The organism is Mucilaginibacter terrigena, from assembly GCF_004168255.1.
Taxonomy (GTDB): domain Bacteria; phylum Bacteroidota; class Bacteroidia; order Sphingobacteriales; family Sphingobacteriaceae; genus Mucilaginibacter; species Mucilaginibacter terrigena.
In genome coordinates this window covers 85,341-109,145 of the sequence record NZ_SEWG01000002.1, presented here as the reverse complement: position 1 = coordinate 109,145, position 23,805 = coordinate 85,341, and the positions used below count along the sequence as shown (strand labels likewise).

At 45.1% G+C, this 23,805-nt stretch carries 27 protein-coding genes; 14 read left to right on the top strand and 13 right to left on the bottom strand.

The window, feature by feature from the left end; all coding sequences use genetic code 11:
• Window positions 1-137: 137 nt before the first annotated feature.
• Complete coding sequence (locus tag EWM62_RS04320; protein ID WP_129875431.1) at window positions 138-1,151, bottom strand: ABC transporter ATP-binding protein; 1,014 nt, start codon at window positions 1,149-1,151, stop codon at window positions 138-140.
• Window positions 1,152-1,368: 217 nt separating this feature from the next.
• Here EWM62_RS04320 and EWM62_RS04315 point away from each other — a divergent pair, with 217 nt between their 5' ends.
• Complete coding sequence (locus tag EWM62_RS04315) at window positions 1,369-1,581, top strand: hypothetical protein (protein ID WP_129875430.1); 213 nt, start codon at window positions 1,369-1,371, stop codon at window positions 1,579-1,581.
• Window positions 1,582-1,591: 10 nt separating this feature from the next.
• On the opposite strand, the gene EWM62_RS04310 is transcribed toward EWM62_RS04315, so the two are convergent.
• The 4 genes from EWM62_RS04310 to EWM62_RS04295 all read right to left on the bottom strand — a co-directional run bounded on the left by EWM62_RS04310 (window position 1,592) and on the right by EWM62_RS04295 (window position 5,264).
• Window positions 1,592-2,101, bottom strand: a complete 510-nt coding sequence (locus EWM62_RS04310) for a GNAT family N-acetyltransferase (protein WP_203234987.1) — start codon at window positions 2,099-2,101, stop codon at window positions 1,592-1,594.
• A 6-nt stretch (window positions 2,102-2,107) separates the two neighbouring features.
• Window positions 2,108-2,488, bottom strand: a complete 381-nt coding sequence (locus EWM62_RS04305; protein ID WP_129875429.1) for a helix-turn-helix domain-containing protein — start codon at window positions 2,486-2,488, stop codon at window positions 2,108-2,110.
• A gap of 47 nt (window positions 2,489-2,535) precedes the next feature.
• The gene (locus EWM62_RS04300) at window positions 2,536-2,721 is read right to left on the bottom strand and encodes a type II toxin-antitoxin system HicA family toxin (protein ID WP_129875428.1); all 186 of its coding nucleotides are present in this window, start codon (window positions 2,719-2,721) and stop codon (window positions 2,536-2,538) included.
• A 146-nt stretch (window positions 2,722-2,867) separates the two neighbouring features.
• Window positions 2,868-5,264: a glycoside hydrolase family 3 C-terminal domain-containing protein gene (locus EWM62_RS04295; RefSeq protein WP_129875427.1), complete on the bottom strand. Its 2,397-nt coding sequence runs from the start codon at window positions 5,262-5,264 to the stop codon at window positions 2,868-2,870.
• 172 nt (window positions 5,265-5,436) lie between these two features.
• Between EWM62_RS04295 and EWM62_RS04290 the strand changes: the two genes are divergently transcribed.
• Both EWM62_RS04290 and EWM62_RS04285 read left to right on the top strand, forming a co-directional pair.
• Entirely contained in the window at window positions 5,437-5,889 is a 453-nt protein-coding gene (locus EWM62_RS04290; protein ID WP_129875426.1) for a DUF2147 domain-containing protein, read from the top strand.
• Between the two features lie 63 nt (window positions 5,890-5,952).
• A complete protein-coding gene (locus tag EWM62_RS04285) occupies window positions 5,953-6,423 on the top strand; it encodes a DUF2147 domain-containing protein (RefSeq protein ID WP_129875425.1) in 471 nt (156 codons plus the stop codon).
• 74 nt (window positions 6,424-6,497) lie between these two features.
• Here EWM62_RS04285 and EWM62_RS04280 read toward each other — a convergent pair whose 3' ends face one another.
• Entirely contained in the window at window positions 6,498-7,073 is a 576-nt protein-coding gene (locus EWM62_RS04280) for a YceI family protein (RefSeq protein WP_129875424.1), read from the bottom strand.
• 98 nt (window positions 7,074-7,171) lie between these two features.
• Window positions 7,172-7,960 carry an alpha/beta fold hydrolase gene (locus tag EWM62_RS04275; RefSeq protein ID WP_129875423.1) on the bottom strand — a complete coding sequence of 263 codons (789 nt, stop codon included), beginning with the start codon at window positions 7,958-7,960 and terminating at the stop codon, window positions 7,172-7,174.
• Window positions 7,961-8,077: 117 nt separating this feature from the next.
• On the opposite strand from EWM62_RS04275, the gene EWM62_RS04270 reads away from it, so the two are divergent.
• On the top strand, window positions 8,078-8,710 hold the full coding sequence (locus EWM62_RS04270; protein WP_129875422.1) for a hypothetical protein: 633 nt from the start codon (window positions 8,078-8,080) through the stop codon (window positions 8,708-8,710).
• A gap of 168 nt (window positions 8,711-8,878) precedes the next feature.
• Here EWM62_RS04270 and EWM62_RS04265 read toward each other — a convergent pair whose 3' ends face one another.
• Window positions 8,879-9,982, bottom strand: a complete 1,104-nt coding sequence (locus EWM62_RS04265) for a Gfo/Idh/MocA family oxidoreductase (RefSeq protein WP_129875421.1) — start codon at window positions 9,980-9,982, stop codon at window positions 8,879-8,881.
• A gap of 69 nt (window positions 9,983-10,051) precedes the next feature.
• A complete protein-coding gene (locus EWM62_RS04260; protein ID WP_129875420.1) occupies window positions 10,052-10,867 on the bottom strand; it encodes an N-acetylmuramoyl-L-alanine amidase family protein in 816 nt (271 codons plus the stop codon).
• A gap of 216 nt (window positions 10,868-11,083) precedes the next feature.
• Between EWM62_RS04260 and EWM62_RS04255 the strand changes: the two genes are divergently transcribed.
• The 6 genes from EWM62_RS04255 (at window position 11,084) to EWM62_RS04230 (ending at window position 15,794) form a co-directional block, all read left to right on the top strand.
• A complete protein-coding gene (locus EWM62_RS04255) occupies window positions 11,084-11,416 on the top strand; it encodes a hypothetical protein (protein ID WP_129875419.1) in 333 nt (110 codons plus the stop codon).
• A gap of 157 nt (window positions 11,417-11,573) precedes the next feature.
• A complete protein-coding gene (mnmD, locus tag EWM62_RS04250; RefSeq protein WP_129875418.1) occupies window positions 11,574-12,275 on the top strand; it encodes a tRNA (5-methylaminomethyl-2-thiouridine)(34)-methyltransferase MnmD in 702 nt (233 codons plus the stop codon).
• 103 nt (window positions 12,276-12,378) lie between these two features.
• Window positions 12,379-13,182 (top strand): nucleoside triphosphate pyrophosphohydrolase, encoded by an 804-nt coding sequence (mazG, locus tag EWM62_RS04245; RefSeq protein ID WP_129875417.1) that lies wholly within the window; start codon window positions 12,379-12,381, stop codon window positions 13,180-13,182.
• Between the two features lie 66 nt (window positions 13,183-13,248).
• Window positions 13,249-13,674, top strand: a complete 426-nt coding sequence (locus EWM62_RS04240) for a hypothetical protein (RefSeq protein WP_129875416.1) — start codon at window positions 13,249-13,251, stop codon at window positions 13,672-13,674.
• Between the two features lie 142 nt (window positions 13,675-13,816).
• Entirely contained in the window at window positions 13,817-14,371 is a 555-nt protein-coding gene (locus tag EWM62_RS04235) for an RNA polymerase sigma factor (protein ID WP_129875415.1), read from the top strand.
• Entirely contained in the window at window positions 14,364-15,794 is a 1,431-nt protein-coding gene (locus tag EWM62_RS04230; protein ID WP_129875414.1) for a porin family protein, read from the top strand. Before EWM62_RS04235 ends, EWM62_RS04230 begins: the two co-directional genes overlap by 8 nt.
• A 79-nt stretch (window positions 15,795-15,873) precedes the next feature.
• Here EWM62_RS04230 and EWM62_RS04225 read toward each other — a convergent pair whose 3' ends face one another.
• Window positions 15,874-17,094, bottom strand: a complete 1,221-nt coding sequence (locus EWM62_RS04225; protein ID WP_129875973.1) for an ABC transporter permease — start codon at window positions 17,092-17,094, stop codon at window positions 15,874-15,876.
• An 85-nt stretch (window positions 17,095-17,179) separates the two neighbouring features.
• Between EWM62_RS04225 and EWM62_RS04220 the strand changes: the two genes are divergently transcribed.
• The 3 genes from EWM62_RS04220 to tnpA are packed head-to-tail and all read left to right on the top strand — an operon-like array spanning window position 17,180 to window position 19,837.
• On the top strand, window positions 17,180-18,424 hold the full coding sequence (locus EWM62_RS04220) for an exo-beta-N-acetylmuramidase NamZ family protein (RefSeq protein ID WP_129875413.1): 1,245 nt from the start codon (window positions 17,180-17,182) through the stop codon (window positions 18,422-18,424).
• A gap of 26 nt (window positions 18,425-18,450) precedes the next feature.
• A complete protein-coding gene (gene fmt / locus EWM62_RS04215; RefSeq protein WP_203234986.1) occupies window positions 18,451-19,368 on the top strand; it encodes a methionyl-tRNA formyltransferase in 918 nt (305 codons plus the stop codon).
• Between the two features lie 7 nt (window positions 19,369-19,375).
• Window positions 19,376-19,837 (top strand): IS200/IS605 family transposase, encoded by a 462-nt coding sequence (gene tnpA / locus EWM62_RS04210; RefSeq protein WP_129875412.1) that lies wholly within the window; start codon window positions 19,376-19,378, stop codon window positions 19,835-19,837.
• 234 nt (window positions 19,838-20,071) lie between these two features.
• Here tnpA and EWM62_RS04205 read toward each other — a convergent pair whose 3' ends face one another.
• The 3 genes from EWM62_RS04205 to EWM62_RS04195 all read right to left on the bottom strand — a co-directional run bounded on the left by EWM62_RS04205 (window position 20,072) and on the right by EWM62_RS04195 (window position 22,769).
• A complete protein-coding gene (locus tag EWM62_RS04205; RefSeq protein WP_129875411.1) occupies window positions 20,072-20,719 on the bottom strand; it encodes a hypothetical protein in 648 nt (215 codons plus the stop codon).
• A gap of 59 nt (window positions 20,720-20,778) precedes the next feature.
• Window positions 20,779-21,615, bottom strand: coding sequence for an aminotransferase class IV (locus tag EWM62_RS04200; protein WP_129875410.1), 837 nt, complete (start codon window positions 21,613-21,615; stop codon window positions 20,779-20,781).
• Window positions 21,616-21,713: 98 nt separating this feature from the next.
• On the bottom strand, window positions 21,714-22,769 hold the full coding sequence (locus tag EWM62_RS04195; protein ID WP_129875409.1) for an RluA family pseudouridine synthase: 1,056 nt from the start codon (window positions 22,767-22,769) through the stop codon (window positions 21,714-21,716).
• Between the two features lie 78 nt (window positions 22,770-22,847).
• Here EWM62_RS04195 and EWM62_RS04190 point away from each other — a divergent pair, with 78 nt between their 5' ends.
• Window positions 22,848-23,756, top strand: coding sequence for a 1-aminocyclopropane-1-carboxylate deaminase/D-cysteine desulfhydrase (locus EWM62_RS04190; protein ID WP_129875408.1), 909 nt, complete (start codon window positions 22,848-22,850; stop codon window positions 23,754-23,756).
• The last annotated feature ends 49 nt before the right edge of the window (window positions 23,757-23,805 follow it).

Below are 23,805 nucleotides of genomic sequence, written 5' to 3'. Positions count from 1 at the left end.
CCGGAATTGCGGCGATGAGATGCTTCACTACCGTTCAGCACTGCAGTTTTATTTAGCTCGCTTTGAGTGATAATATCAACGAGGGCAGAACAACAACAGAAACTAACCTCTAATTAACTAATCTTCAACCTTTAACCTCAACTCAACCACCTCCCAAACTCGTAATACTTTTTAATGCTGATGCCTATTTTGCTGCCAACGGGGTGTTTGCCACGGGCGTAGTTGATGACACGGAGCGATACTTCCTCGCGCTCGATGATCAGTTCTTCAAAAAAGCCTTTAAACAGCACCTGTTTCACCGCCCACTTAGCGCCCATGCCTAAAGGGGAAATACTGATATGCTCGGCGTAAATAACCACCGTTCCGCGTTTGGATTTGATGCCGCATACTTTTGCCTGGGCGGCGGTAAGTTCGCTACAGCTCACCAATATTTTTGAGGTGTAAAGCAGCTTTGGGTCATGATAAAGCTCCTCGGGGGTGCCATATTCCACTATTTCACCTTCTTTTATCACAATAAGCTCGTCGGCCATCGAGAGCAGTTCGGCAGGGTCATGCGATACCAGGATCACGGTAACGCCCCATTCTTTTACTATCTGGCGAATATCGTGCTGCAGGCTTTCGCGATAGGCGGCATCTACCTGGTTAAAGGGCTCGTCCAGCATCAGCACCTCGGGGCGGTTTATCAGGGCTTTAGCAATGGTTACGCGCTGCTTTTCGCCGCCGCTAAGTTTGCCGAAGGGCTGGTCGCGCAGATCATAGATCCCCAGCAGGTTTAGGGCCTGCGTGGCTTTCTGTATCTTGTAATTAGCGTCCTCGGTAGGCAGGCCCCGGCCAACATTATCCCACACGCTTGCGCCCATGTCCATATCTGTATTGTCCTGGCTTACCATGGTAATAACCGTATGTGCCGATGTAATATGAGCGGTGCGCACGGGCAAAGGCTGGCCGTGGAAGAACACATCGCCCGAATCGGGTTTCATGGTGCCCGAGAGCAGTTTAAGCAGGGTGGTTTTGCCGCTGCCGCTTTCGCCCACAATGGCGGTTATTTTTCCTTTTGGTATAAAAACGGTGATATTATTAACCCCTGAAGACTTATCGCCAAAAAAGTTTTTGGTAACCGATATGGTTTCCAGTATCAGATCATCTTTCATTTTTATCCGCGGGGTGTGCTAATAGTTTAACTTGTCTCAAACCTAATCTATAAAACGGTATCAGCCAAAAAAAAGGAAAAATAGGGAATTGTCAATTTTCACCTTGAATAATAGCAAAGCATAGGGGTTTTTATGCTGTAGCTAATTCCCGCCTGCGCAAACAATTTAAGGCAAACGCATATTCACTAATAAATCCATAACCTTAAAATATACAGCCATGAACAAAACCATCGGAATAGTACTTATCGTTATCGGCGCGGCAATGCTGATATGGACAGGGTTTACCTATACCAAAAAGGAAAAGATAGTAGATGCAGGGCCTATACAGATATCTGCCGACAGGCAAAAAAGCGTTAATTGGCCGCCTTACCTGGGCGGGATATTATTAGTGGGCGGGATAGTTATTGTGGCTACCTCCAAAAAATCGTAACGTACGGCTGCTAAATTCCCATGCGCATGCCAACAAGGTGTTTGCTGAAACCTACCTTTTCGTAGGCTTTAACCGCGGGGGCGTTTTGGTCGTAAACCTGCAGGCGAAGCTCGGTTATCCCCTGCCTGGCCGACCAGCTTTTTAAAGCATCGATAACCAGTTTGTTTACCCCCTTGCCACGGTGCTGCGGTAATACATACATAAAGCCCAGGTAAGCATGGTGCTGATGCTTAAGGTAGATCTTTGATGTTTCGATACGTGCATACCCGCTGCCGATAACTTCGCCATCCAATTCGGCCACTGCCATGTAAATGTTTGGGGCGGTTATAAACTCGTTGAGGTCGTAATAGTTGATATGGTTGTCCTGCAGGGTTGGGTCGAACGGCCGCTCGGCACTGATAACCCCCTGCTCAAATTGCAGCAGGGTGTCCATATCGGCTAAGGTAGCTTCGCGGATAATGATGTTTTGCATAGGATCTGTATAAGCTGAGGGTGTCCAGTCGAAACGTTTGGGTGACATAACCTATTATCCGATTTGGAGTTCAGTTAATTCTTTACCAAGTTCCCTGATACCCAATAATATTTTCTCGACCTGCTTAACAGATGGTTTCTTTTGTCCGCCAACATATTGCGCCAATAAACTCTGGTTCATACCAACCCTTTCTGATAAAGCTTTGGCATTGATAACTTTGAAGTAATCAAAAAATTGAGGTAAATCAAGCGTGATGTTAATATCATTTAATGATATAGCATCTCCGCCCACTTCTTCCTGATAAAGATTAGTGGCTTCCAGAATATTTGATTTCAATTCTGTCATTGATTTTCCTGTAGTAAAAACCGGCAAGTCCTCTGCATAAGCAGAAAACCCGGTTGAAGTCTTTTCGACTATAAGATTAATTTTTTTCATCGCTTACAAACTAATTTATGATGATAAAAATTATAAAAATAAACAGGCTATTTTAATCCTGCTTGTTTCATAATACTGCTTGCAAGGCCCTTTCCAACTTCGGCAGCTCCATGATCGGGAACTACAAGTAAGCCTGGTTTGGTTGGGTGCGTCATAATCAAATGACTACCTTTTTGTCTTTTTATAACCCAACCATCGCGGTTGAGAATTCTTAAAAGTTCTGAACTTTTCATTTGTGTACCTAATGTTTAAAGAACATTCAATTTCCTGTTATTGATCAATACTTGGTTCGGTTAATCGCGCAATACATTCTATAAGGTTAGGTTGATACAAAAGTAATATATTTATTACTTACATGCAAATAAAAGTAATAAATTTATTACTCTACCGTAAACCCCTTCTTCAACTTAATATCTTCCGATGAACTTCCTATCCAAACCTGGAAGGTACCGGGCTCTACAGTCCAGTTCATGTTTTTATCCAGCAGGGCCAAGTCATCGGGGTGCAGGGTAAAGGTAACAGTTTTCTTTTCGCCGGGGTTAAGGGTAACGCGCTCAAAACCGCGCAGGTCGTACTCGTAGGTGGTTACCGTGCTGATATCGTCTTTAAGGTATAGCTGCACCACATCATCACCTTTGCGGCGGCCGGTATTGGTAACATCAACTGTAACGGTAACATCGCCCTGCGATTGGCCTTTCTCTGGTGATACCTGCAGGTTGCTGTATTCAAATTGGGTGTAGCTAAGCCCATAGCCAAACGGGTATAGTGCGCCGTTAACGCTGGTATGTCCCCAGCTGTTTTGTCCGCCCTGCCCTGCCTGCGAGTTTGGCTTGAACGGAAAGTTAAACTCTATCTGCCCGGTTGTTTTGGGGAAGGTGATGGGCAGCTTGCCGCCGGGGTTGTTATCGCCAAAAAGGGTTTCGGCAATTACCTGCCCGCCTTGTACACTGGGGAACCAGGCCTCTAAAATGGCCGGCACGTATTTATTTTCCCAGTTGATGGTAAGCGGCTGCCCGTTTATCATCACCATAACAACCGGCTTACCTGTTGCCTGTAAAGCCTGTATCAGCTTTAACTGGCGGCCCGGCAGGTTTAGCCCGGTGCGCGAAAGGCTCTCGCCTACCCGTTCGTTATCTTCGCCTACAACGGCTATGATAATATCTGACTGCTTTGCCTGCGCCACAGCCGAATCGATACCGGCCTGCTCGGCGACAGTTAGGGGTGTTTCGATGATCTCGCTCTCGGGCCAGGTGGCATCAATAATATTACAGCCCTTAACATAGTTAACTTTGGCATTGCCGCCCACATAATTTTTTATCCCCTCAAGCACGGTTATTACCGGGTTGTGCGACGGGCCGTACCTGCTGATGGCGTAATTGGTTTCGGCAGCCAGCGGACCGGTTACCAGTATGTTTTTGTATTTACTTTTATCCAAAGGCAGCAGGTTGTCCTGGTTCTTTAACAGTACCATAGCTTCGCGGTTCATTTGCAGGCTCATTTGCGCGGCAGCAGCTGTATGCACTATTTTATCGGCCGCTTTAGGGTCTTTTACATAAGGGTTATCAAACAATCCCAGGCGAAACTTCACCCGCAAAACATCCGCCACGCGCGAATCTATCACCTTCATCGAAATCCTGTTCTCTTTGATCAGCTCGCGCAGGGGCAGTATAAAAGTTTGCGGCATGGTAAAGTTGGTACGCACATTAAGCCCGGCCTCAACCGCCTGGCGCACGGCCTCTTTATAGTCGATTGCCACTTTATGTTTGGAGTACAGGAATTCTACCGCCTCGCTGTCAGATACCACATAGCCCTGGAAGCCGAACTTCTGCCGAAGCAACTCGGTTAAAAAGTAATAGCTGCCGGTGATGGGTACGCCGTCGTAATCGTTATAACTGCTCATCACGCCCATTGGGTGTGCTTCCTGAATCACCCGGCGAAACGGGTACAGATAGATCTGGTGCATCTCGCGTGGGGCTACATGCGGGTCGGTGCGGGCGCTGCCATCGCGGCCGCCTTTTGGCACGCTGTAAACGGCATAATGTTTCAGGGTTGATGCCACGCCTTCTTCCTGGATGCCCAGTACCATCTGTTTGCCCAGTTCGGCTATCAGGAAAGGATTTTCGCCATAGCATTCTACTACACGGCCCCAGCGCTGGTCGCGGGCGGGGTCAAGTATGGGCGCGTAAACGTTGGTGTAGCCAAGTGCTTTTGCTTCGCGGCCTACGGTTTGGCCTGCCTGGCGCACCAATTGCTTATCCCAGGTGCTGCCTATGCCGATGGGTGCAGGCAAGGGTGTCGCCCTATCGTGGTTTAGGCCGTGGATGCCCTCGTTGGTAAAATCGACGGGGATGCCCATGCGGGTTTCTTCTACAAACCACTTTTGCACGGTGTTTATGGCCGAGGCATGTTTGCTAAACGGGTAAGAATATTGGGTAGGCGCATCATCGGTATGCGAGGTAAGGTTGTTCAGCTCTTCGTCAATATTGGCGATGCCATCCTTCCAGATCTCGTTCTTCCAGCCGGCTACGGGCATTTCATCTTTAAGCACACGCTTGTAACCGTAAAGGGTAGCCATCTGGCATGTTTTCTCGTCAACGGTCATCTGGCTCAGCAGATCGGCAATGCGCTTCTCGATGTTTTGCGATGGATCTTCGAACACATCCATGCGGCCGTTCTTGTTAAAATCGACCCAGCCTTTGTGGTAGATGTTTTTTTGTTGTGCCGGTGCAGACAGGGCAAGCCCAAGCAACGGAAGCAGCAGTGGCAGTTTTTTCATCAGGTGACAGATGTATTGGTTTACATCTCAAATATATAAACTGCGCGGCGAATACGCCCTGCGGTAAATGAATAATTAACTATTACGTTTTCGGATGCGCCACCCCGGGAATATTTTTAATTTTGGCAAACAAAACAGCTGCATGTGTTATTGTAGCTGTTAATTATAGCCTATGCGGTACCTGTTTATATTAGCCATCACTTTACTTTCTGCTTTTACAACTATCAACCCCGATGAAGCGGTAAAAGCCAATACCATCTGCGGCAAATGGCAATCCAGCGAAAAAAACCTTACGGTTGAGGTTTATCCTTATAAAAACACCTTTAAAGCAAAGATAATATGGTTTAGCGGCGGGGTTTCAAAAGCCAAACCGATGGAAACCATTACCGATATAAAAAACCCTAACCCGGCCCTGCGCAGCCGAAAAGTACTTGGGCTTGATGTGGTGCAGGACCTTAAATATAACGCCGGGTCGAACTCGTGGGAGAGCGGCAAAATTTACGAAGTACAAAGTGGCAAATACTGGAGCGCCGCGGCATACATTGATAAAACCGGCCTGCTTAAGGTAAAAGGTTACTGGAAGGTTAAGTTAATAGGCAAAACCATGACCTTTAAACGCATATAAGTTGTTAAAAATAATCACCTGCTGTAAATATTTTATCGTTGATATTAACTACATTGCTTTTACATGGCAATGTTAACAACCCATCAGTTTCTTTGTAGTTTTTTAGCTTTTATACTGTACACCGGGGTAGCTTATCAAACGCCTGACATCCCTGCAGCCGACAAGGTTTGCGGCAAATGGCAAATGGTTGGCGAAAGCCTTATTATACAGGTATACAGGGATGGTGGCGAGTTTAAAGCAAAGATTGTGTGGTTTGACGACGAAGATGATACCAAACCTACTGACTACTGGAAGGATATCAGGAACCCCGACCCTAACCTGCGCAACCGTAAAATTTTAGGGATGAATGTTGTAGAAAAACTTGCCTACAATGCAAAAACCGACAGTTGGGAAGATGGTATGATATACGATGCCAAGCATGGCCGCCACTGGAACGCATCGGCATATATCAACAAAGAAGGGCTGCTTAAAGTGAAGGGCTACTGGCACTTTAAGTTTATTGGCAAAACCATCACGTTTAAGCGGGTAAATTAACGGCGGGCTTACTGTACAAAAAAATGCGGCCACCGATATACGATAGCCGCCTCTTCTGAATTATCTTAAAATTATTATTGTTTCAGGAACTCTCCGCTGGCATTCAATTCAACTTCGTCGCTTAGCATTGGTGAACCATATTTACTGCCGAAAGCAAAATCAGAACGTTTTATGGTACCTGTAATTTTAAAGCCGGCATCAAGGCCTTTTGTCATGGGGTGTGTAATAGTACCACGGTAAACTACATCTAAAGTAACCGGTTTGGTAACACCATGTAAAGTTAAGTTACCTGTTACTTTGTATTTGTTTGTACCTGCAGCTGCAACGTTTGTGCTAACAAAAGTTATAGTTGGATATTTTGCTACATCAAAAAAGTCGGCAGATTTTAAATGACCGTCGCGGTTGTCATTATCAGTGCTTACCGATGCAGTATTTGCAGAAAATGTGAATTTAGCATCGCTAAAATCGGGTTTTGCAGCTACTATAGTCGCATCAAAATCTTTAAATGTACCATCAACATCAGATACGGCAAGGTGGGTAATGGTAAACTTTACGTGCGAATGGGCTTTATCAGCTTTCCAGGTGCTTTGAGCAAATACAGCCGTTTGCATAAATAATGCTATTGCTGCCAGTGATAAGATCTTTTTCATGTGTTTATTTCAGTTTAATATTTTTTGAATGGGCCAAAGATATATAAAGATATCACAATAAGATGTTTAAACATCTTATTTGAAAAACTAATGACAAACTACTTATCTTCAAAAAAAGCATCAACCCGCTTATTAAATTCTGCAGCGTGTTCTATAAGCGTTCCGTGGCCCGAGTTTTTTACGATCCATAATTTACTGCCGGGAATATTCGCCTGTATTAAGCGGGTGTGTTTATCGGCAATAACATCGTGCTCGCCGGCGATAATAAAGGCCGGGCATTTAATTTTTTTGAGGTCGGCAAGTTTAAGGTTGGGCTGTTCCCAATCCAGCATAAACATTTTCCAGGCATTTTTTTCGGCTGCGGTGCGCCATACCCTGTTCTTGTTTTTTTCGTAGTATTTTTTTGAGCTGGGCCAGCCGTTGGGGTCGGCGTAGCTGGAAGCATCGGGCGTAATATTTGCCCCGGTTGCTGCAAATTTTATCACCTTACCCGGGTGGCGCATAGCCATGATGATGGCATTGATGCCGCCATCGCTCCAGCCTAACACGTAGGCTTTGGGTACATGCATTACATCAAGCAACGCTGCAAAATCATCGGCCATTTGTTCGAAAGTGATTGACGGGTTTGTGTCGATAGATTTGCCCTGCGAGCGGCTATCCACCAGTATCACCCTGTACTTTTTAGCGAAGTAAGGTACGTTCTCGCTAAAGGCGCTCATATCGCCGCCGTTGCCATGTATCATTAACAAAGGCTGCCCGCTGCCGTATTCTTCTACATAAAGCTTTATGCCGTGTACATCATAATACTTACCAACCGCGGCATTTTTGCCGTACGGTATTTTTTGCGCGAAGCTAAATGCAGCTATCAGTTGAGGTATCAGCGCCATTAATATTATTCGTTTTAAGTGCATGGGTTATTTTTAATAGTGGTAAATATACTAATCCCGTCGCTTTCATTTGCTTTTCATATTTGCCGCCTATATTAGCTTACTTATATCATCTGCATGCGTGCTACCCTCCTAACCTTAATTACCTGTTTATTTTTCGTTCAATTTTCTAAAGCACAAAGCGGCGGTTTTGTTATTAAGTTACGCACCATACGGCCATCAACACATGTATTCGGCGATAGCAGCAACGGGTCGGTTGGGGTAAGCCTGGGTTATGGCAAGGTATCTAAAGACGGCCGCCTGGGTGTCGACCTCACCGCCTTCGGAGATATCCTGGGTTATAAATTCGACCTGCCTAATGACAGGAATTTTGACGGCAGCACCATTTATACCGGTATAGCCATTACCCCGCGCTATTGCTTCAACCCTGATGATGATGTGCAGTTTTCGGTCTCGCTATCATTTAAAACCGGCTATAATTATGGCTCGGGGATAGTCAACCAATATAACTTTGGCTCGGACGACCGGCAGATAGAGAACCAAACGGTTAAGGCCGGATACAGCATGGAATACTCACCTGCGATAAGTATAGGCTTCCCCTTCGAGACCGGCAGTGTAGGGTTGGATATTGGTTATGATAGTACCGATTACGGCAGGGGTATCAACAAGCTACGATCCAAATATTATCCGCCCCTTAATATCCACTCGGATTGTATGTATGTGGGTGTTTTTTTCAGGTTTGGGCATTAAGAAATCGCTGCACCCCTATCGCTACCGCAATAGTAAATAAGTATGTCATTTCGATGAGCCGGGGGGGGGGCAAGCGGGCGAAGAGAAATCTTGTTCGATATGCAAGGTTTACCACCAAGCAAATGAACAAGACTTCTCACTATCGTTCGAAGTGACAGGGTTTATTTTTTAAATCTTTTCCCACTTACCGCTCTCCAAACTGCGGTAAATTGCATCAACCACCTTCATATCCTTTACGCCTTCTTCGCCGGGTACGCGGCTTGTTTTGTTCAGGGTAACGCAGGTGGCAAAATCATCCATTTGGGCGGCCTGCTGTATGATATTGTGGATCTGCATGGGTTTGCCGTTTACTTTACCGTCAAGTCCGCCGTAGCCATAGGCAGGTTCCAGTTCAAAGCTTCCTTTTTCGGCCGTCGCGCGCAGGTAGCCCCAATCGTGGTTGTAGCTGCTTTTGCCGGTAACCTTTGCGCCGCCGGGGAACTTAAGTTCCCAAAAAACCGTTTCATCAACCTCCTTAAAAAAATCGGGACGGGTTTTCTCCTGTGTAGCTTTGACAGCTACAGGCTCCTGCCCTAATGTGTAGCGCGCGCCCTGTATAGCGTAAATGCCCATATCCATTAACCCGCCCCCACCTGCCAGGGCCTTTTTTAACCGCCAGGCGTTAGGGTCGCCGTTGTAGGTGAAACCGTTGGCGGTATCCACCTTGGTTATCTTGCCAAAAACCTGTTTCTGACCAAGGCGCATCACCTCCTGCGTATGCGGCTCAAAATGCAGGCGGTAACCTATCGAGAGCAACTTGTTTGCCTGCTTACAGGCGGCAACCATTTCGCGGCAATCGGCAGCGTTTAGGGCCATCGGCTTTTCGCATATTACATGTTTACCCGCATTAGCCGCGCGGATGGTGAATTCTTTATGCATAGATACCGGCAGTACCACATACACAATATCAATATCTGGGTTGTGCGCTATACTATCGAAATTTTGGTAGTTGTAGATATTCTTTTGCGGGATGTTGTACTTTTTCGACCAGGTTTCAGCCTTCGCAGGGGTACCGGTAACTATCCCGGCCAAGTAACAATTTTGGGTATGTTGTAACGCGGGGGCCAGCTGCCCGCCGCTGTAACCGCCCAAACCAACCAGGGCAATGCCTAACCGTTTGGCAGGGTTTGCAAGGGCTAACGACGATAGGGCCGAACCCAATACCAATGCCCCTGCCCCTAATGAACCTGTACGTATAAAATCTCGGCGTGATGTTTTGATGATGGGTTTCATGGCGGTATGTTTTTAGTAAAGCTACCTAAAACACACAAAATTTGTACCGCTAAAAACTAATCCTCGCAATTATTGAAAGGTCTCTTTATATTTTTTTATAGCAGATAATATAGATTGTACAATATCGCTTTGCCCGCTGGCCGAGTTCAGGTACTTCTCGTCGGCCGGGTTATTGATAAAACCTGTTTCTACAAGCAGGCCCGGCATACCGCTTTGCTGCAGTACCAGTACACCCTGCTCGCGCACGCCAAGGCTTTTGCGGCCGTTATTCGTTATAAATTCGTGGTTAAGCAGGTTGCCAAAATGTACGCTCTGCTTGCGGTAGCGCTGCTGAAAAGCAGCCAGTACAATAGCATTTACGGCAGCATCTTCGCCGTAACCATTATATTTTTTCTGGTAATCCTTTTCTATAAATATCGAAGCATTCTCGCGCAGGGCCTCCATTTGTTCATCTTTGCGGTGAAAACCATATACAAGCAGCAAAACCCCGCGGCGCTTGCCCACTTTGCCCGGCGACGAATTGCAATGGATGGATATGAACAGGTTTGCTTTATTATCGTTGGCAATATCGGCGCGTTTGTGCAATTCAATAAACTTATCTGTACTGCGGGTCATGATCACATCAACGCCCCCCAGTTGGTCATTAATGGCAACCTTCAGTTTTTTGGCGATGCTGAGGGCTACCGTTTTTTCGTTAGAGTAGGCACCATGCGCGCCGGGGTCTTTACCGCCGTGGCCGGCATCAATAACTATTGTTTTAAATTTAAATGAGTGGTTGGCTTTGCTCGCCTTTTGAGAGCCTTGCGAAAACGCCGGCAAGGCAGCCAGCATCGATATAAAAATAACAGTATAACTAAGGGTAGCTTTTAAGTGCCTGGATAACATGGTGCAAATGTAAACGGATTGTTTTTAAATTTAACCCCTGGGCAGGTTTTATACCTGTTTTTTTCGTTTTAGCATCCCTCCGAGCGGGCAATTTTCTCCCTGTTTTGTACTTTTTTAAACCATATTTAAAAAATACGCAACCTTAGCATTACCATGTTCGTAATAATTAAAACCAAGCCGCTTGTCACGCATATACGATACACAAGGGACAATTATATGAACGATTTTCTTACTACATCAACCGCAAATTTCTTTTACTTCCTGTTAGCAGGGTCTGTTATTGTTTACCTGATACTTAAATTTGACAAGCGCAACAGGCAAAAACTAAACAAGGTATTATTGCAGGCGCAGGATGTGCAGCCTATGTACATGAAAAAATCTATCGAACATAAATTAAACGCGCTTAAAGCGGCAAACCTTGATGCCAAAGCAACCCGCAGTATTGTTGAAAAAGAACTGGATGAGTTGGTTGCCGATTACGATAAAGGCCAGATAAGCCTGCCCGATTATTGCAACAAGCTTAACCGCTTGCTGGCCATGACAGCGTAGTCCTATTTCGAATTTCGAATTTCAGATTTCGAATTTTTTTTCCCGGCTCATTTACTTCGCCCTTCGCTGTGTCTGCACGCGGTATTAATGGGGGCCGGTGTTCATCAGCGCGCCCGGAGTGTGAACCCACCTATTTTCCTTAAATTTGCTGTTGGATATGAGTACAGATCAACAGCCCTCCCATTTACAAATTGTGCCTACTGCCGATGGTTCTAATACCATTTACAACGCATTGGTGGGCGAAAATTATCACTCGCGTAACGGCGCCTTGCAAGAGAGCCAACACGTCTTCGTTAAATCGGGGTTAGCCTATTTTTTAGAAAACAACGGTACCGGCAATACATCCGTTTCTATCCTGGAAGTTGGTTTTGGCACCGGCCTTAACTTTTTGCTAACCGCCGATCATTGTATCCAACATAACATTAAGCTGCAGTACACCGGCATCGAGGCCTACCCTTTAATACCGGAGCTGATCAGTAATACCGATTACGACCAATACGTATCCAAACCCACCTGGGATAACTTTCTGCAAATTTACCAGGCTTCGCTATCCGCAGCAGTTCAATTGAGTAATATTATCCAGTTACAAATTGCTGCAACCCCGCTGCTTGATTTTTCTTCAGATACTAAATACGATATCATTTATTTTGATGCCTTCGCGGCGGCTTATCAACCCGAAATGTGGGATGATGAAGCCATTGCCTATACCCTTAATTTTTTAAAACCGGGCGGTGTGTTTGTAACGTATGCCATTACCGGTAACCTTAAACGCACCATAAAAGCTTTGGGATTAAAGGTTGAGAAAGCCCCCGGCGCACCCGGCAAACGCGAAATGCTGCGGGCGGTTAGCAGTTTGTAGTGGGAAGTGGGAAGTGGGCAAAATTACAAATCGCATAATTTAAAGTGCAAACTGCAAACTAATATCTGCAAACTGAATACCTTTGTTTATCTAACTAAATAAAATGCCGATAACTGCACCTGTTACCTCTTCTACTCCGTCCGGCGCTTTTGAACGCCTGCTTACCATCATGGACGACCTGCGCATGAACTGCCCGTGGGATAAAAAACAAACGCTGGAAAGCCTGCGGCATTTAACCATCGAGGAAACTTACGAGTTATCTGACGCTATCCTTAGCGGCGATATGGACGAAATAAAAAAAGAACTGGGCGATATTATGCTGCACCTTGTTTTTTACTCGCGCATAGCATCAGAAACCAGTGATTTTAATATCACCGGGGTACTAAACGGCATTTGCGATAAACTGATAAACCGCCACCCGCATATTTACAGCGATACCGAGGTGAGCAATGAAGACGATGTTAAACGCAACTGGGAACAAATCAAACTAAAAGAGGGCAATAAATCGGTATTGGGCGGCGTGCCTGCCTCTTTACCGGCGCTGGTAAAAGCATCGCGCATACAGGAAAAAGCACGCGGGGTTGGTTTCGACTGGGACAACAAGGAACAGGTTTGGGCCAAGGTTGAAGAAGAACTGCAGGAGTTTAAGGATGAGTACAATGTGGTTAACGAAAGCGCCATCGATCATGAAAAGGCCGAAGGTGAATTTGGCGACCTGCTTTTTTCGTTGATAAACTACGCCCGCTTTATTGGTATAAACCCCGAAGATGCGTTAGAGAAAACAAATCGCAAGTTTATTAAGCGTTTCCAGTATCTTGAAAACAAAGCTAAAGAGAGCGGCAAACAGCTGCATGATATGAACCTTGCCGAAATGGATGTATTTTGGGAAGAGGCTAAAAAAGTTTAATTACTTATCGCTTTATTGTAGCGTTTTAAAATTATGTACGTAATGTATGGTGTAATTCCAAATGATATGAAAAAACTGATCTATTTATTACCGCTGCTGCTAACCCTTGCCGCCGGTTGCTTTAACGACCATGGAGGCGAGGCTACCCCTGATCCGTCGGGCACATTCAAAGGGCAGTTCAGGCATATTTCAAAGCACGAAGATAACAGCCTTGATACTGTTAAAGCCGAGATCACAGTTATGATAGAGCCGGGTGTAGGCTACAAGGTGCTGGGTGATACTGCTACAGTACACGCAGGCAGCAAAGGGCATTATGGTATTGTTGGAAGCGGGATAATGTTTGTAGATGATACTTACCCTAAAACCGGCATACCTGCAAAAGCACATTTAAACGGCGAATATGTATTTGTTTACAATGGCAACGTTTTTCAGATGGCGAGATCAATAGGCGATACAGCGGCGTACCAGTACGACCTGAAAAAAACAAATTAATTATTATTATTACTGCAGGCACACATGGTTGGCATAGCTAAAGCTATGGGTGTTTGTGGTTAATAAAAATTGCCCGGGTTGTAACGTTTGTGATTTTGGTGCGTATTGTATAAATCAGCTTAAGCAGTATTAACAGTAATTAATGCATTTACTTCACCGCATTACTGAAGATGAGATAATCAGTAAGTGTAAATCAGGCAGCATAAAACACCAGGAATTACTATACAAACAGTTTTATGGCTATGCTATGGGTGTAAGTATGCGCTATAGTTTAAACGAAGATGATGCTTTAGAGGTTGTTAACGATGCTTTTATAAAAATTTTTAATAACATAAACACGTACAATACCGATAAGCCCTTCAGGGCGTGGCTGCGCACAATTGTTGTGAACACCGCAATTGACCGGCGCCGTAAAGAATTAAAACATCAAAACATCACAGATATTGAAGATGCCTATGGCGTAGGCAACAACGCCACTGTTATTGAAAGTTTAAATGCACAGGATATTTTAAAGCTGATGAAGCAATTGCCTCAAATACAGCTTACAATTTTTAACATGTACGAAATAGATGGTTACAACCATGATGAGATAAGCAAGATATTGAATTTGCCTGCAAGCTCATCAAGAGTTTATTTAAGCCGGGCTAAGGATAAGTTAAGGCATCTGTTAACAACTGAAACACGAAACCATGGATGAGCAGTTTGATAATAAACTAACCAACCACATTAGTGAGGTGTTTGATAACTACGAACACCCCGGTGTTGAGTATGGTTGGGAGCAGTTAAAGAAGAAACTGCCTGCCGAAGAAAAAGGTAAAAAAGTTGCCTGGCTTTGGTGGAGCAGCGCCGCGGCTGTTGTTTTAGTATTTTTGAGCATCGGTTTATGGTTCAATAACCAGGGCACCGGTGCAAATAATATTGCTGTAAAGCCTGCTATTAACAAACAGCAGCCCGCGCCTGTAACAGATAGCGCCCCGGCAAACACCGGCAGTACCGATACATCCTTAACTAAGCAGGCACCTGTGATGGCTAACAACGCCCCCGCGCCTGCTGCAAATAACAGCTTGGTAACGCCACGGCGCATTATTGAGCCCGGCGCAACTGCACCCGGTGTTTACAGCGCCGGTAATATGCCATCCAATACAAAAGCAAATACCTGGGTGGGGCACCCGCAGCCATGGCAGTTGCCATCTAATGGCATAGCGCAAACCGTGCCGGCAACAAACAATAGCGGCAAGCCTGCCATCGATACCCAAAAGGCAATTAACAGCGTTATTACAGATCAGCCTCAAATTGCGAGCAATACGCAGCCGGTTAACAATAATGTAGCACAAACACCAAATAATATTGCACCAGCTGACGGTGTTAAACAGCCACAGCCGACAAAACGCTCTATTGATGCCATGTTTGAGGCCGACCGCCTGCAGCAAACTGCGCGGAATAATAAAAAGGCTGATAAGCAAACCGATAAAAAGGTGAACTTTAGCGTTTACGCCGCTACCTATTTTAACTATGCCGAGGGCAGCACCAACCAAATAAACGCCGGTGCCGGTTTCACATCCGATTTCAAGCTGAGCAAAAACCTTAAACTATCAACCGGGATAGCCCTGGCCCAAAACTCGTTAAGTTATAATACAACTGCGCCGCAGGCCGCAACCAATACATTCGCGGCTGCAGCCCCGTTAAAACAAGAGGCGCTTTTTGGTTCATCTGCCGCGCTGGTGCCGGTTTTCAAAAATTACAATGCCAACCTTGTAGGCCTTGATATCCCTATCAATATAAAATACGAATTTAACCCGCAAAAAAGTGATGCTTATATATCGGCGGGGTTAAGTTCGGGTACTTTTATAGATGAGAATTACACTTACCGCTACACTTACGGTAATGGCGCATCTGCCCAAAACAGCCAGTCGGAGCAAACCGCGCACAACAGTTTTAACAGCTTTTACTTTGGTAAAACTCTTAACTTATCGTTCGGGCTTGGTTACCCTGTGGGTAACAACAGGCTTATTGTCGAGCCCTTTGTTAAGTACCCGCTGGGCGGGCTTGGCGCGCAGGATATCAGGTTTGGTGCCGGTGGCGTAAACCTCAAATTCAGCTTTAAAACGCAGAAGAAATAGTATTTGAGCGGGAGCGAAGCTTAAAGCTGCTCCTGCCTTTTTGATTTTGCTTTTTACTTTTTGATTTCAGCTTTCTGCCCTATTTAAACCTGATGGCTTTCACAGGCGATATGCGTGTAACCAGCATCGATGGGATTATAAGCACCAGCAAGCAAACTGTAAGTGTACCCAAATTGAGCAGGAGCACATCCATCCAAACAATTTTTATGGGTACAAAGGTCATGTAATAGGATGCCTGGTCCAGTTTAAAAAAATGTGTGGATTGCTGAAAAAAGCCTAAGCCAAGCCCAAAGGCGTTACCTAACAACAAGCCCACCCCAATAAGGTAAGCAGCATTGTACAAAAATATCTTTTGAATTGCCCAGTTACCCGCGCCCATGGCTTTAAAAATACCTATCATAGCCGTGCGCTCCAATATCATAATAAGCAATGCCGATATCATGTTGATAACGGCTACGGCAATCATCAGCACCAGCATTACCACGGCATTAACATCAAGCATGCCTAACCATTCAAAAATGGTTGGGTAATTTTCTAAGATGGTAAACGACCTTAGTTTGATGGGCAGTTTATTATCAATTTCGTTGGCTGTGGTGTTCAGCTTGTCAAAGTCCTTGATAATTACTTCATATCCGCCTATTTCACCATGTTTCCAATCGTTTAAACGCTTTATGAGTGCCAGGTCGCCAATTACAAAGGTTTTGTCAACTTCATCAACCCCCAGGTTAAATATGCCCACTATTTTAAGCTTACGCTGGCGCAGGGGCTCCTGCACAAAATACATTTTAAGGTCGTCGCCCGCTTTCAGCTTTAAGCGGTTGGCCGTTAACTGCGATATCATGATCTGTAGCTGCACATCGGTTGTATCGGTATAGTTGATAACCGTGCCCGCTACCAGCGCTTTTTTAAGATAATCCCAATTGTAATGCTTATCCACCCCTTTAAGCACTACGCCCTCTATTTCGTTATTGGCTTTGATGATACCGGGTTTTGTTGCGTAAGGATAAACAGCATCTACCTGGCTAACTGATTTAATATCCTTTACCAGGCCGGCACTATCCGCAAAGGTCGATTTCTCGTACGAGGTGTTGTTATCCGTTTTCACAATTTGGATATCGCCACCAAAACCCCTAACCTTTTCGCGTATTTCTTGTTTAAATCCTTTTATAACGGCCAGGGAAAGTATCATTACGCCCAGGCCAAGCATAATGCCAATAATGGCTATGCGCACAATTAATTTTGAGAAAGTACGCTTGCTCTTAAATGTAATACGACTTGATATAAACCCGGCGAAATTCAATGCTGAAATGATTTTTGTACCTTCGCAAAGATGCGTTTTTACAATAAACATACTGCTTTTAAATTTGCTTTAACATCAAAAACTTATGATAGGCATCAAACTATATATCCCGCTGGTAGCAGTAAGCCTGCTATTTTTTAAATGCGACAATTTTGCGCAAAGCCCTAAAGCAACCGCTAAAGTTGACAAAACGGTAGCCGTAAAAAAAATAATAGCTCCCATACTGCCTGCTGCCGACAGGCTTGACGCATACCTGCCTTACCTTAAAGGCCGCAAAATTGGGATGCTGATAAACCAAACGTCCATCATCGGCAGCAATAAAACGCCGCTGGTTGATAGTCTTTTAAAACTGGGGGTAGGTATTAAAAAGATCTATGGCCCCGAACATGGCTTTAGGGGTAACGCAAGCGATGGCGCACAGATAGATAACACCACCGATAAGGTGACCGGCCTGCCCGCCATATCGCTTTATGGCAAGCACTATAAGCCTACGCCTGCCGACCTGAAAGGTATCGACCTGATGATATTTGATGTACAGGATGTTGGTACACGCTTTTACACCTACATATCTACCCTGCATTATGTGATGGAAGCCTGCGCCGAAAACAATATCGAACTGATGATACTGGACAGGCCAAACCCTAATAGTGTTTATGTTGATGGCCCTGTATTGGATACCGCCAATTATCGGTCGTTTGTGGGGATGCACCCCATCCCCATCCTGCATGGCATGACCATAGCCGAATACGCCCAAATGATAAACGGCGAAGGCTGGTTAAAAAACAAAGTAAAGTGTAAGCTGAAGATCATCAAGGTGGCCAATTACGCGCGCGATATGGATTACATATTGCCTGTAGGCCCTTCGCCAAACCTGAACACGGCGCAGTCTATTTTATTATATCCGCATATCTGTTTTTTTGAGGGCACAAAGCTTAGCCTTGGTCGCGGAACGTTATTCCCTTTCCAGGTTATAGGCAGCCCGCTTTTAAAGGGTAAATACGATTTTTCGTTTAAGCCGGTAAGCATCCCCGGCATGAGCGATAACCCACCGTTAAAAGATACCGTTTGTTATGGGCTCGATCTTAAAAATTACAATATGCAAACCATCCGCAGCAGCGGAAAGCTTAATTTGGCGTGGTTGATTGATATGTACAACATATACCCGGATAAGGCCCACTTTTTTACACCGTATTTAAAAAGGCTGGCCGGGAACGACGAACTGAGGAAACAAATTATTGCAGGTAAAACCGAAGCCGAGATACGCCAAAGCTGGGAACCGGCATTGTCAAAATTTAAAGTAACACGCAGTAAATATTTATTATACAAATAGGTAGCTGCCAAAAACTGAGCGCGCAAATGAGAATTATATTTATGGGTACCCCTGCCTTCGCCGTTGCATCGCTTGATGCGCTGATAAAAGCCGGCAGCGATATTGTTGCGGTAATTACCGCACCCGATAAGCCTGCCGGCCGGGGCCAAAAGGTGAATCAGTCGGCAGTGAAGCAATATGCCGATGCCAACGGCATAAAAGTGCTGCAGCCCGAAAAGTTGAAGAACCCCGATTTTTTGCAGGAACTGGAAGCTCTTAAAGCCGATTTACAGGTGGTAGTAGCCTTCCGCATGCTGCCCGAGGTGGTTTGGAACATGCCGCCAAAAGGCACCATTAATCTGCATGCCTCGCTACTGCCGCAATACCGCGGCGCGGCACCCATTAACTGGGCCATTATCAACGGCGAAAAGGAAAGTGGTGTTACCACTTTTTTCTTGAAACATGATATTGATACCGGCGACATCCTGTTCACCGAAAAAGTTACCCTAACCGGCACCGAAACCGCCGGCGAACTACACGACCGCCTGATGAATAAAGGCGCGGGCCTGCTGGTAAAAACCGTTAAGGGCATTGAAAGCGGCCGTTATAACGAGCATCCGCAGGAACAACTTGCCGAGGGCATGGAATTAAAACATGCCCCCAAATTATTCAAGACGGATTGCCTGGTAGATTTTAACCAACCGGTTGAGCAGGTTTATAATTTGATCCGCGGCTTAAGCCCCTCGCCTACAGCTTATACAATATTGAATGATAAAGTGCTGAAAATATACAACGCCAATTACGAGCCCGGCGAGCCCGGAATTGCCGCCGGCGGGTTTATCACCAACAACAAAACCCAGTTAAAATTTGCCGCAAAGGATGGATTCATTATTGTTACCGATGTGCAGTTAGAAGGCAAAAAACGCATGAGTATAGAGGAGTTTTTGCGGGGGAATAAGTTGTAAAGGAACAATGTCAAATACCTACACCCAACTTTATATTCATATTGTGTTTGCGGTTAAAAACCGGGCTGCTTTATTGAGTACTGATTGGGATGAAAGGTTGCGATTGTATATTATTGCAACAGTTCAAAATAATGGGCATAAAATGTTAAGTATTAACAATATGCCAGATCATGTGCACATGTTCATCGGCTTAAATCCAGCGCAATCCGTTTCTGATTTAATGCGTTTAGTTAAAGGCGATTCTTCGGAATGGATCAATAAAGAGAGATTGACCAAATCTAAATTTCAGTGGCAGGAAGGCTATGGTGCGTTCAGTTACAGCAAATCGCAACTTGTTAAAGTTGTCAATTATATTAATAATCAGCAGGAACATCATAAGAAAACCACATTCTTGGATGAATACCGTCAATTACTGACCAGTTTTGATATAGCATTTGATGAGCGCTATATATTTAAAGAACCTGAATAGGTGACGGGTAGCTCCTACGGAGCAAAGCATTATTAATTTATTTGCTACAAAGCGGTAGCCCCACTGGGGCATGAAAATCTCTTCATATGTTAAATGCAACTGTTCCGTAGGAACAACCGCTTTGTAGAAAAAAGTCGGTGATTTTTTTGCTCCATAGGAGCTACCCTTCAACGCTACAACCAGCAACTAATTTAATTCCCCGGCAATTAGCTAACACAATAAACAAACATTCCCTTAATTTCCAATCACGCCCGCACCACCATATTTTTTACCCAATTTAATGGTTTTGGATTTTAATGATTTGGCTTGTTCATCTACGGCCTTTACCCTCTTTACATCGGGGATGTTGTTGTTTTGATATTTCACAATAACTGGCAGAGTGGCTACTATTTTTAAGGTTTCATAGTAATCCTTTATGGCAAAGTTTTGGCTGTCGATATCCTTGATCAGGATTTCGAACTCGTTTGCTTTTAATGCGTATTTGCCTTTTTCGGCGGCTAAAAGGGTTTTTAGCCTTTCTTTTAGAATCGGGTCTTCAATACGCTCCAAATTTTGATTTGCGGAACTATAATAACTCTCGACCTTAGCAGCGTAATTATTAAAGGCTACTAAACTATCGGGCTTACCTTCATTAAATTTTCCGAGCTGTGCTTCTAAACTTTGCAGATCGGATGTTTTCTTCACCAAATCTAAATATATGGCGTTAACCATGTTATCCGATGCATATCGTTTAAAACTTAACACATCACCACCGGATTCCTCTAAAGGTTCGGGTATATCGGTTTTTGACTGTTTAGCGGGCGAATCTGCCTTAGGGTTACACGCTGATAAAATAATTACTAATAGAGCTGAAAATGTTGATATTAAGGCGGGTTTTTTCATGGTATTAGATATATCCGTTTGATAACAAACCATGAAAATTGTTACAAAATTCCTCCCCCCTACAACTTATTCAACTCATCCATCAGCGCTTTGCTTACACGGTTAAAATACCGCTTTACGCCGTAACCCATAACCCATTGTATGCCCTTGGTGGCGTTGGTTAAAAAAACTTCGTCGGCCTGGTTTAATATCTCGGGGTTTATCTGGGCTTCGGTAATGGGGATGTTGTTTTCCCTGGCCAGTTTCATTACTACCTGGCGCATCACACCCTCTACACAGCCTTCGCTTAATGCCGGGGTGTACAAATGGTTTTGATACCAAACAAATATATTGGAGCTGTTGGCTTCACATAAAAACCTGTTCTGATTTATCAAAAACACGTCGTCCAGCTTATTCTGCTGTTTGTATATCCCCGCCATTACATACAAAAGCGAATTACAGGTTTTAATGTTCGATAACCAGTTTAGCGGCTTTGGCAGCTCGGTATAAACATCCATGATCAGGCCGCGCTCGTTCAAAAAGTAACGGGGCTCGTCTATCGGCTGGATCTCCAGGCAATAGGCCATTTTGTTTTGGGTGGGCGTGTAAAGCCCCTCGGCATCGCGGTAAACGGTTAGGCGCAAGCGGCCATGCTTTATTTTATTACGACGGGCCAGCTCTTCTACCTTCTCTTTCAAAAACCAGCCATCCGCCTGCGAGTAGCCATCAATCTTCAGGGCCTTCATCCCCTTTTGCAAGCGTTCGGCGTGCAGCTCGGGGAATTTGAGCTTTCCCTTCATCAGCCGCATACTCTCAAACAAACCATCGCCATACTTAAAGCCCCGGTTTGCAATAGTAAGCAGTATGCTGTCTGCAGGTAGTATTTCTCCGTTAAAATTTATGTAAACAGGCGGCATTTATGTACTGATTTTTGATGTGCAAATTTGCAGATTTCAAATGGTTAATATCAGTGCTATTAACGGGATTATTACAATTTAGATTGCGTAAATTTTAATTAATCTTCATTTGTGCCATCATTGGGTGTATTAGCGCTGGTGTACTTTTTCCACTTTTCCAACGCGCCTTTAAAATCATCAGGCAACGGCGCCTCAAAGTAAATATCCTTTTTTAGCGAGGGGTGCAAAAACCCAAGCGATTGCGCGTGCAAGGCCTGGCGCGGCATTATCTCAAAGCAGTTTTCAACAAACTGGCGGTACTTGCTAAATACGGTGCCCTTCAAAATTTTGTCGCCGCCATACATGGTATCGCTAAACAGCGGGTGGCCAATATGCTTCATGTGCGCGCGGATCTGGTGGGTACGGCCGGTTTCCAGTTTGCACTCTATCAGGGTAACATAGCCCATGCGCTCCAGCACCTTATAATGCGTTACCGCCCACTTGCCCTTCTCCGGGTCGTCGTATATCGACATCACCCTGCGGTCGTTAACACTGCGGCCTATATAGCCGCTAACGGTACCATCCTGCTCAATATCACCCCAGGCAAGCGCAATGTATTTACGGTTGATGGTATGGTCGTAAAACTGCTTGGCAAGGTAGTTCATGCTACGCTCATTCTTGCTGATGAGTAGCAGTCCGCTGGTATCCTTATCAATACGGTGCACCAGCCCCGGTCGCCCGTCGTTGCCCGGCAGGGTTGGCAACTGGTTAAAGTGATACACCAGCGCGTTCACCAGTGTGCCGGTGTAATTATTATAACCGGGGTGCACCACCATGCCGGCGGCTTTGTTCACTATCAGCACATCGTTATCCTCGTAAACAATTTCTATCGGCAGATTTTCGGGGTAAACTTCCGTATCCCGTGGCGGATGTGGCAACACTACCGATATCACATCCTGCGGTTTAACCTTATAGCTGGATTTGGCAAGCTTATCGTTCACCAGCACGTTGCCGGCTTCAATAGCGTTTTGTATGCGGTTGCGCGATGCATTCTCGATGCGGTGCATCAAAAATTTATCTATCCGCAACAACGATTGCCCCTTATCAACAACCACGCGCAGGTGCTCAAATAAGTCCTGTTCGTCGCTGTCAATTATGGCGGTCTCATCAATCATTTGGCAAAAGTAATGTTATTAGGCTTAAGCCCAAAGGCGCTATAATAATATATCGGCTTTACTTTATAAGTTTGCAGGGTGGATATCAGCCTCGACATATACAGCCCTACACAACCAATAGAAAGCAAACTATTTGCCGATAAAGGCATCAAGGTATTCATCAAACGCGATGACCTGATCCACCCTATCATCTCGGGCAATAAATGGCGCAAGCTTAAATACGTATTACAGCAGGCGCAGGCCCAAAATAAAACCCACCTGGTTACATTTGGCGGGGCATACTCCAACCATTTACTGGCAACAGCGGCCGCGGCGGCTAAATTTGGCTTTAAGGCCACCGGCATTGTGCGCGGCGAGGAGGTAGAGAACGATACCCTTTTCCTTTGCAAACTGCATGGTATGCAGCTGATATTTACCGACCGGGAAAGCTACCGTGATAAGCAAGCCTTATTCAACAAGTTTTTTGCTGATAACGGGCAGGCCTTTTTTATTGACGAAGGCGGAGCATCTGCCGAAGGCGCCAAAGGTTGCAGCGAACTGGTAGATGAACTTACCGAAACCTACGACCATATCTTTTGCGCCTGCGGAACCGGGACTACGGCGGCGGGTGTTATTAACGGTATTGCCAAAAATAATTTACCAACCCAATTTAATGCTATACCCGTATTTAAAAACGGTGAGTTTATGAAAGTGGAAATAGACCGTTTCCTGACCGCCCCGGCCAACTATTCTCTGCATCTGGATTATCACTTTGGCGGCTACGGTAAAACCACTCCCGAGCTTATTAACTTCATCAAGCAATTTGTAGTCGATACCGGCATCCTGATAGAACCCATTTACACCGGCAAGATGCTCTACGCCATCTTCGACCTCGCAGCTAAAGGCCACTTTACCCCCGGCAGCAAAATCCTGGCCATCCACAGCGGAGGTATTTGGGGGTTGTTGGGGATGAAGGATAAATTTAACCGGGATTTAGCGGATTTTTAGGATTAAGGGATTTGATTTGCACCAGCAGCATATAGGTAAGTTGAACCTC

Coding starts and splice junctions, on each gene's coding strand:
- EWM62_RS04320 (WP_129875431.1), bottom strand. CDS start 1,151: ATGAAAGATGATCTGATACTGGAAACCATATCGGTTACCAAAAACTTT.
- EWM62_RS04315 (WP_129875430.1), top strand. CDS start 1,369: ATGAACAAAACCATCGGAATAGTACTTATCGTTATCGGCGCGGCAATG.
- EWM62_RS04310 (WP_203234987.1), bottom strand. CDS start 2,101: ATGTCACCCAAACGTTTCGACTGGACACCCTCAGCTTATACAGATCCT.
- EWM62_RS04305 (WP_129875429.1), bottom strand. CDS start 2,488: ATGAAAAAAATTAATCTTATAGTCGAAAAGACTTCAACCGGGTTTTCT.
- EWM62_RS04300 (WP_129875428.1), bottom strand. CDS start 2,721: ATGAAAAGTTCAGAACTTTTAAGAATTCTCAACCGCGATGGTTGGGTT.
- EWM62_RS04295 (WP_129875427.1), bottom strand. CDS start 5,264: ATGAAAAAACTGCCACTGCTGCTTCCGTTGCTTGGGCTTGCCCTGTCT.
- EWM62_RS04290 (WP_129875426.1), top strand. CDS start 5,437: ATGCGGTACCTGTTTATATTAGCCATCACTTTACTTTCTGCTTTTACA.
- EWM62_RS04285 (WP_129875425.1), top strand. CDS start 5,953: ATGGCAATGTTAACAACCCATCAGTTTCTTTGTAGTTTTTTAGCTTTT.
- EWM62_RS04280 (WP_129875424.1), bottom strand. CDS start 7,073: ATGAAAAAGATCTTATCACTGGCAGCAATAGCATTATTTATGCAAACG.
- EWM62_RS04275 (WP_129875423.1), bottom strand. CDS start 7,960: ATGGCGCTGATACCTCAACTGATAGCTGCATTTAGCTTCGCGCAAAAA.
- EWM62_RS04270 (WP_129875422.1), top strand. CDS start 8,078: ATGCGTGCTACCCTCCTAACCTTAATTACCTGTTTATTTTTCGTTCAA.
- EWM62_RS04265 (WP_129875421.1), bottom strand. CDS start 9,982: ATGAAACCCATCATCAAAACATCACGCCGAGATTTTATACGTACAGGT.
- EWM62_RS04260 (WP_129875420.1), bottom strand. CDS start 10,867: ATGTTATCCAGGCACTTAAAAGCTACCCTTAGTTATACTGTTATTTTT.
- EWM62_RS04255 (WP_129875419.1), top strand. CDS start 11,084: ATGAACGATTTTCTTACTACATCAACCGCAAATTTCTTTTACTTCCTG.
- mnmD (WP_129875418.1), top strand. CDS start 11,574: ATGAGTACAGATCAACAGCCCTCCCATTTACAAATTGTGCCTACTGCC.
- mazG (WP_129875417.1), top strand. CDS start 12,379: ATGCCGATAACTGCACCTGTTACCTCTTCTACTCCGTCCGGCGCTTTT.
- EWM62_RS04240 (WP_129875416.1), top strand. CDS start 13,249: ATGAAAAAACTGATCTATTTATTACCGCTGCTGCTAACCCTTGCCGCC.
- EWM62_RS04235 (WP_129875415.1), top strand. CDS start 13,817: ATGCATTTACTTCACCGCATTACTGAAGATGAGATAATCAGTAAGTGT.
- EWM62_RS04230 (WP_129875414.1), top strand. CDS start 14,364: ATGGATGAGCAGTTTGATAATAAACTAACCAACCACATTAGTGAGGTG.
- EWM62_RS04220 (WP_129875413.1), top strand. CDS start 17,180: ATGATAGGCATCAAACTATATATCCCGCTGGTAGCAGTAAGCCTGCTA.
- fmt (WP_203234986.1), top strand. CDS start 18,451: ATGAGAATTATATTTATGGGTACCCCTGCCTTCGCCGTTGCATCGCTT.
- tnpA (WP_129875412.1), top strand. CDS start 19,376: ATGTCAAATACCTACACCCAACTTTATATTCATATTGTGTTTGCGGTT.
- EWM62_RS04205 (WP_129875411.1), bottom strand. CDS start 20,719: ATGAAAAAACCCGCCTTAATATCAACATTTTCAGCTCTATTAGTAATT.
- EWM62_RS04200 (WP_129875410.1), bottom strand. CDS start 21,615: ATGCCGCCTGTTTACATAAATTTTAACGGAGAAATACTACCTGCAGAC.
- EWM62_RS04195 (WP_129875409.1), bottom strand. CDS start 22,769: ATGATTGATGAGACCGCCATAATTGACAGCGACGAACAGGACTTATTT.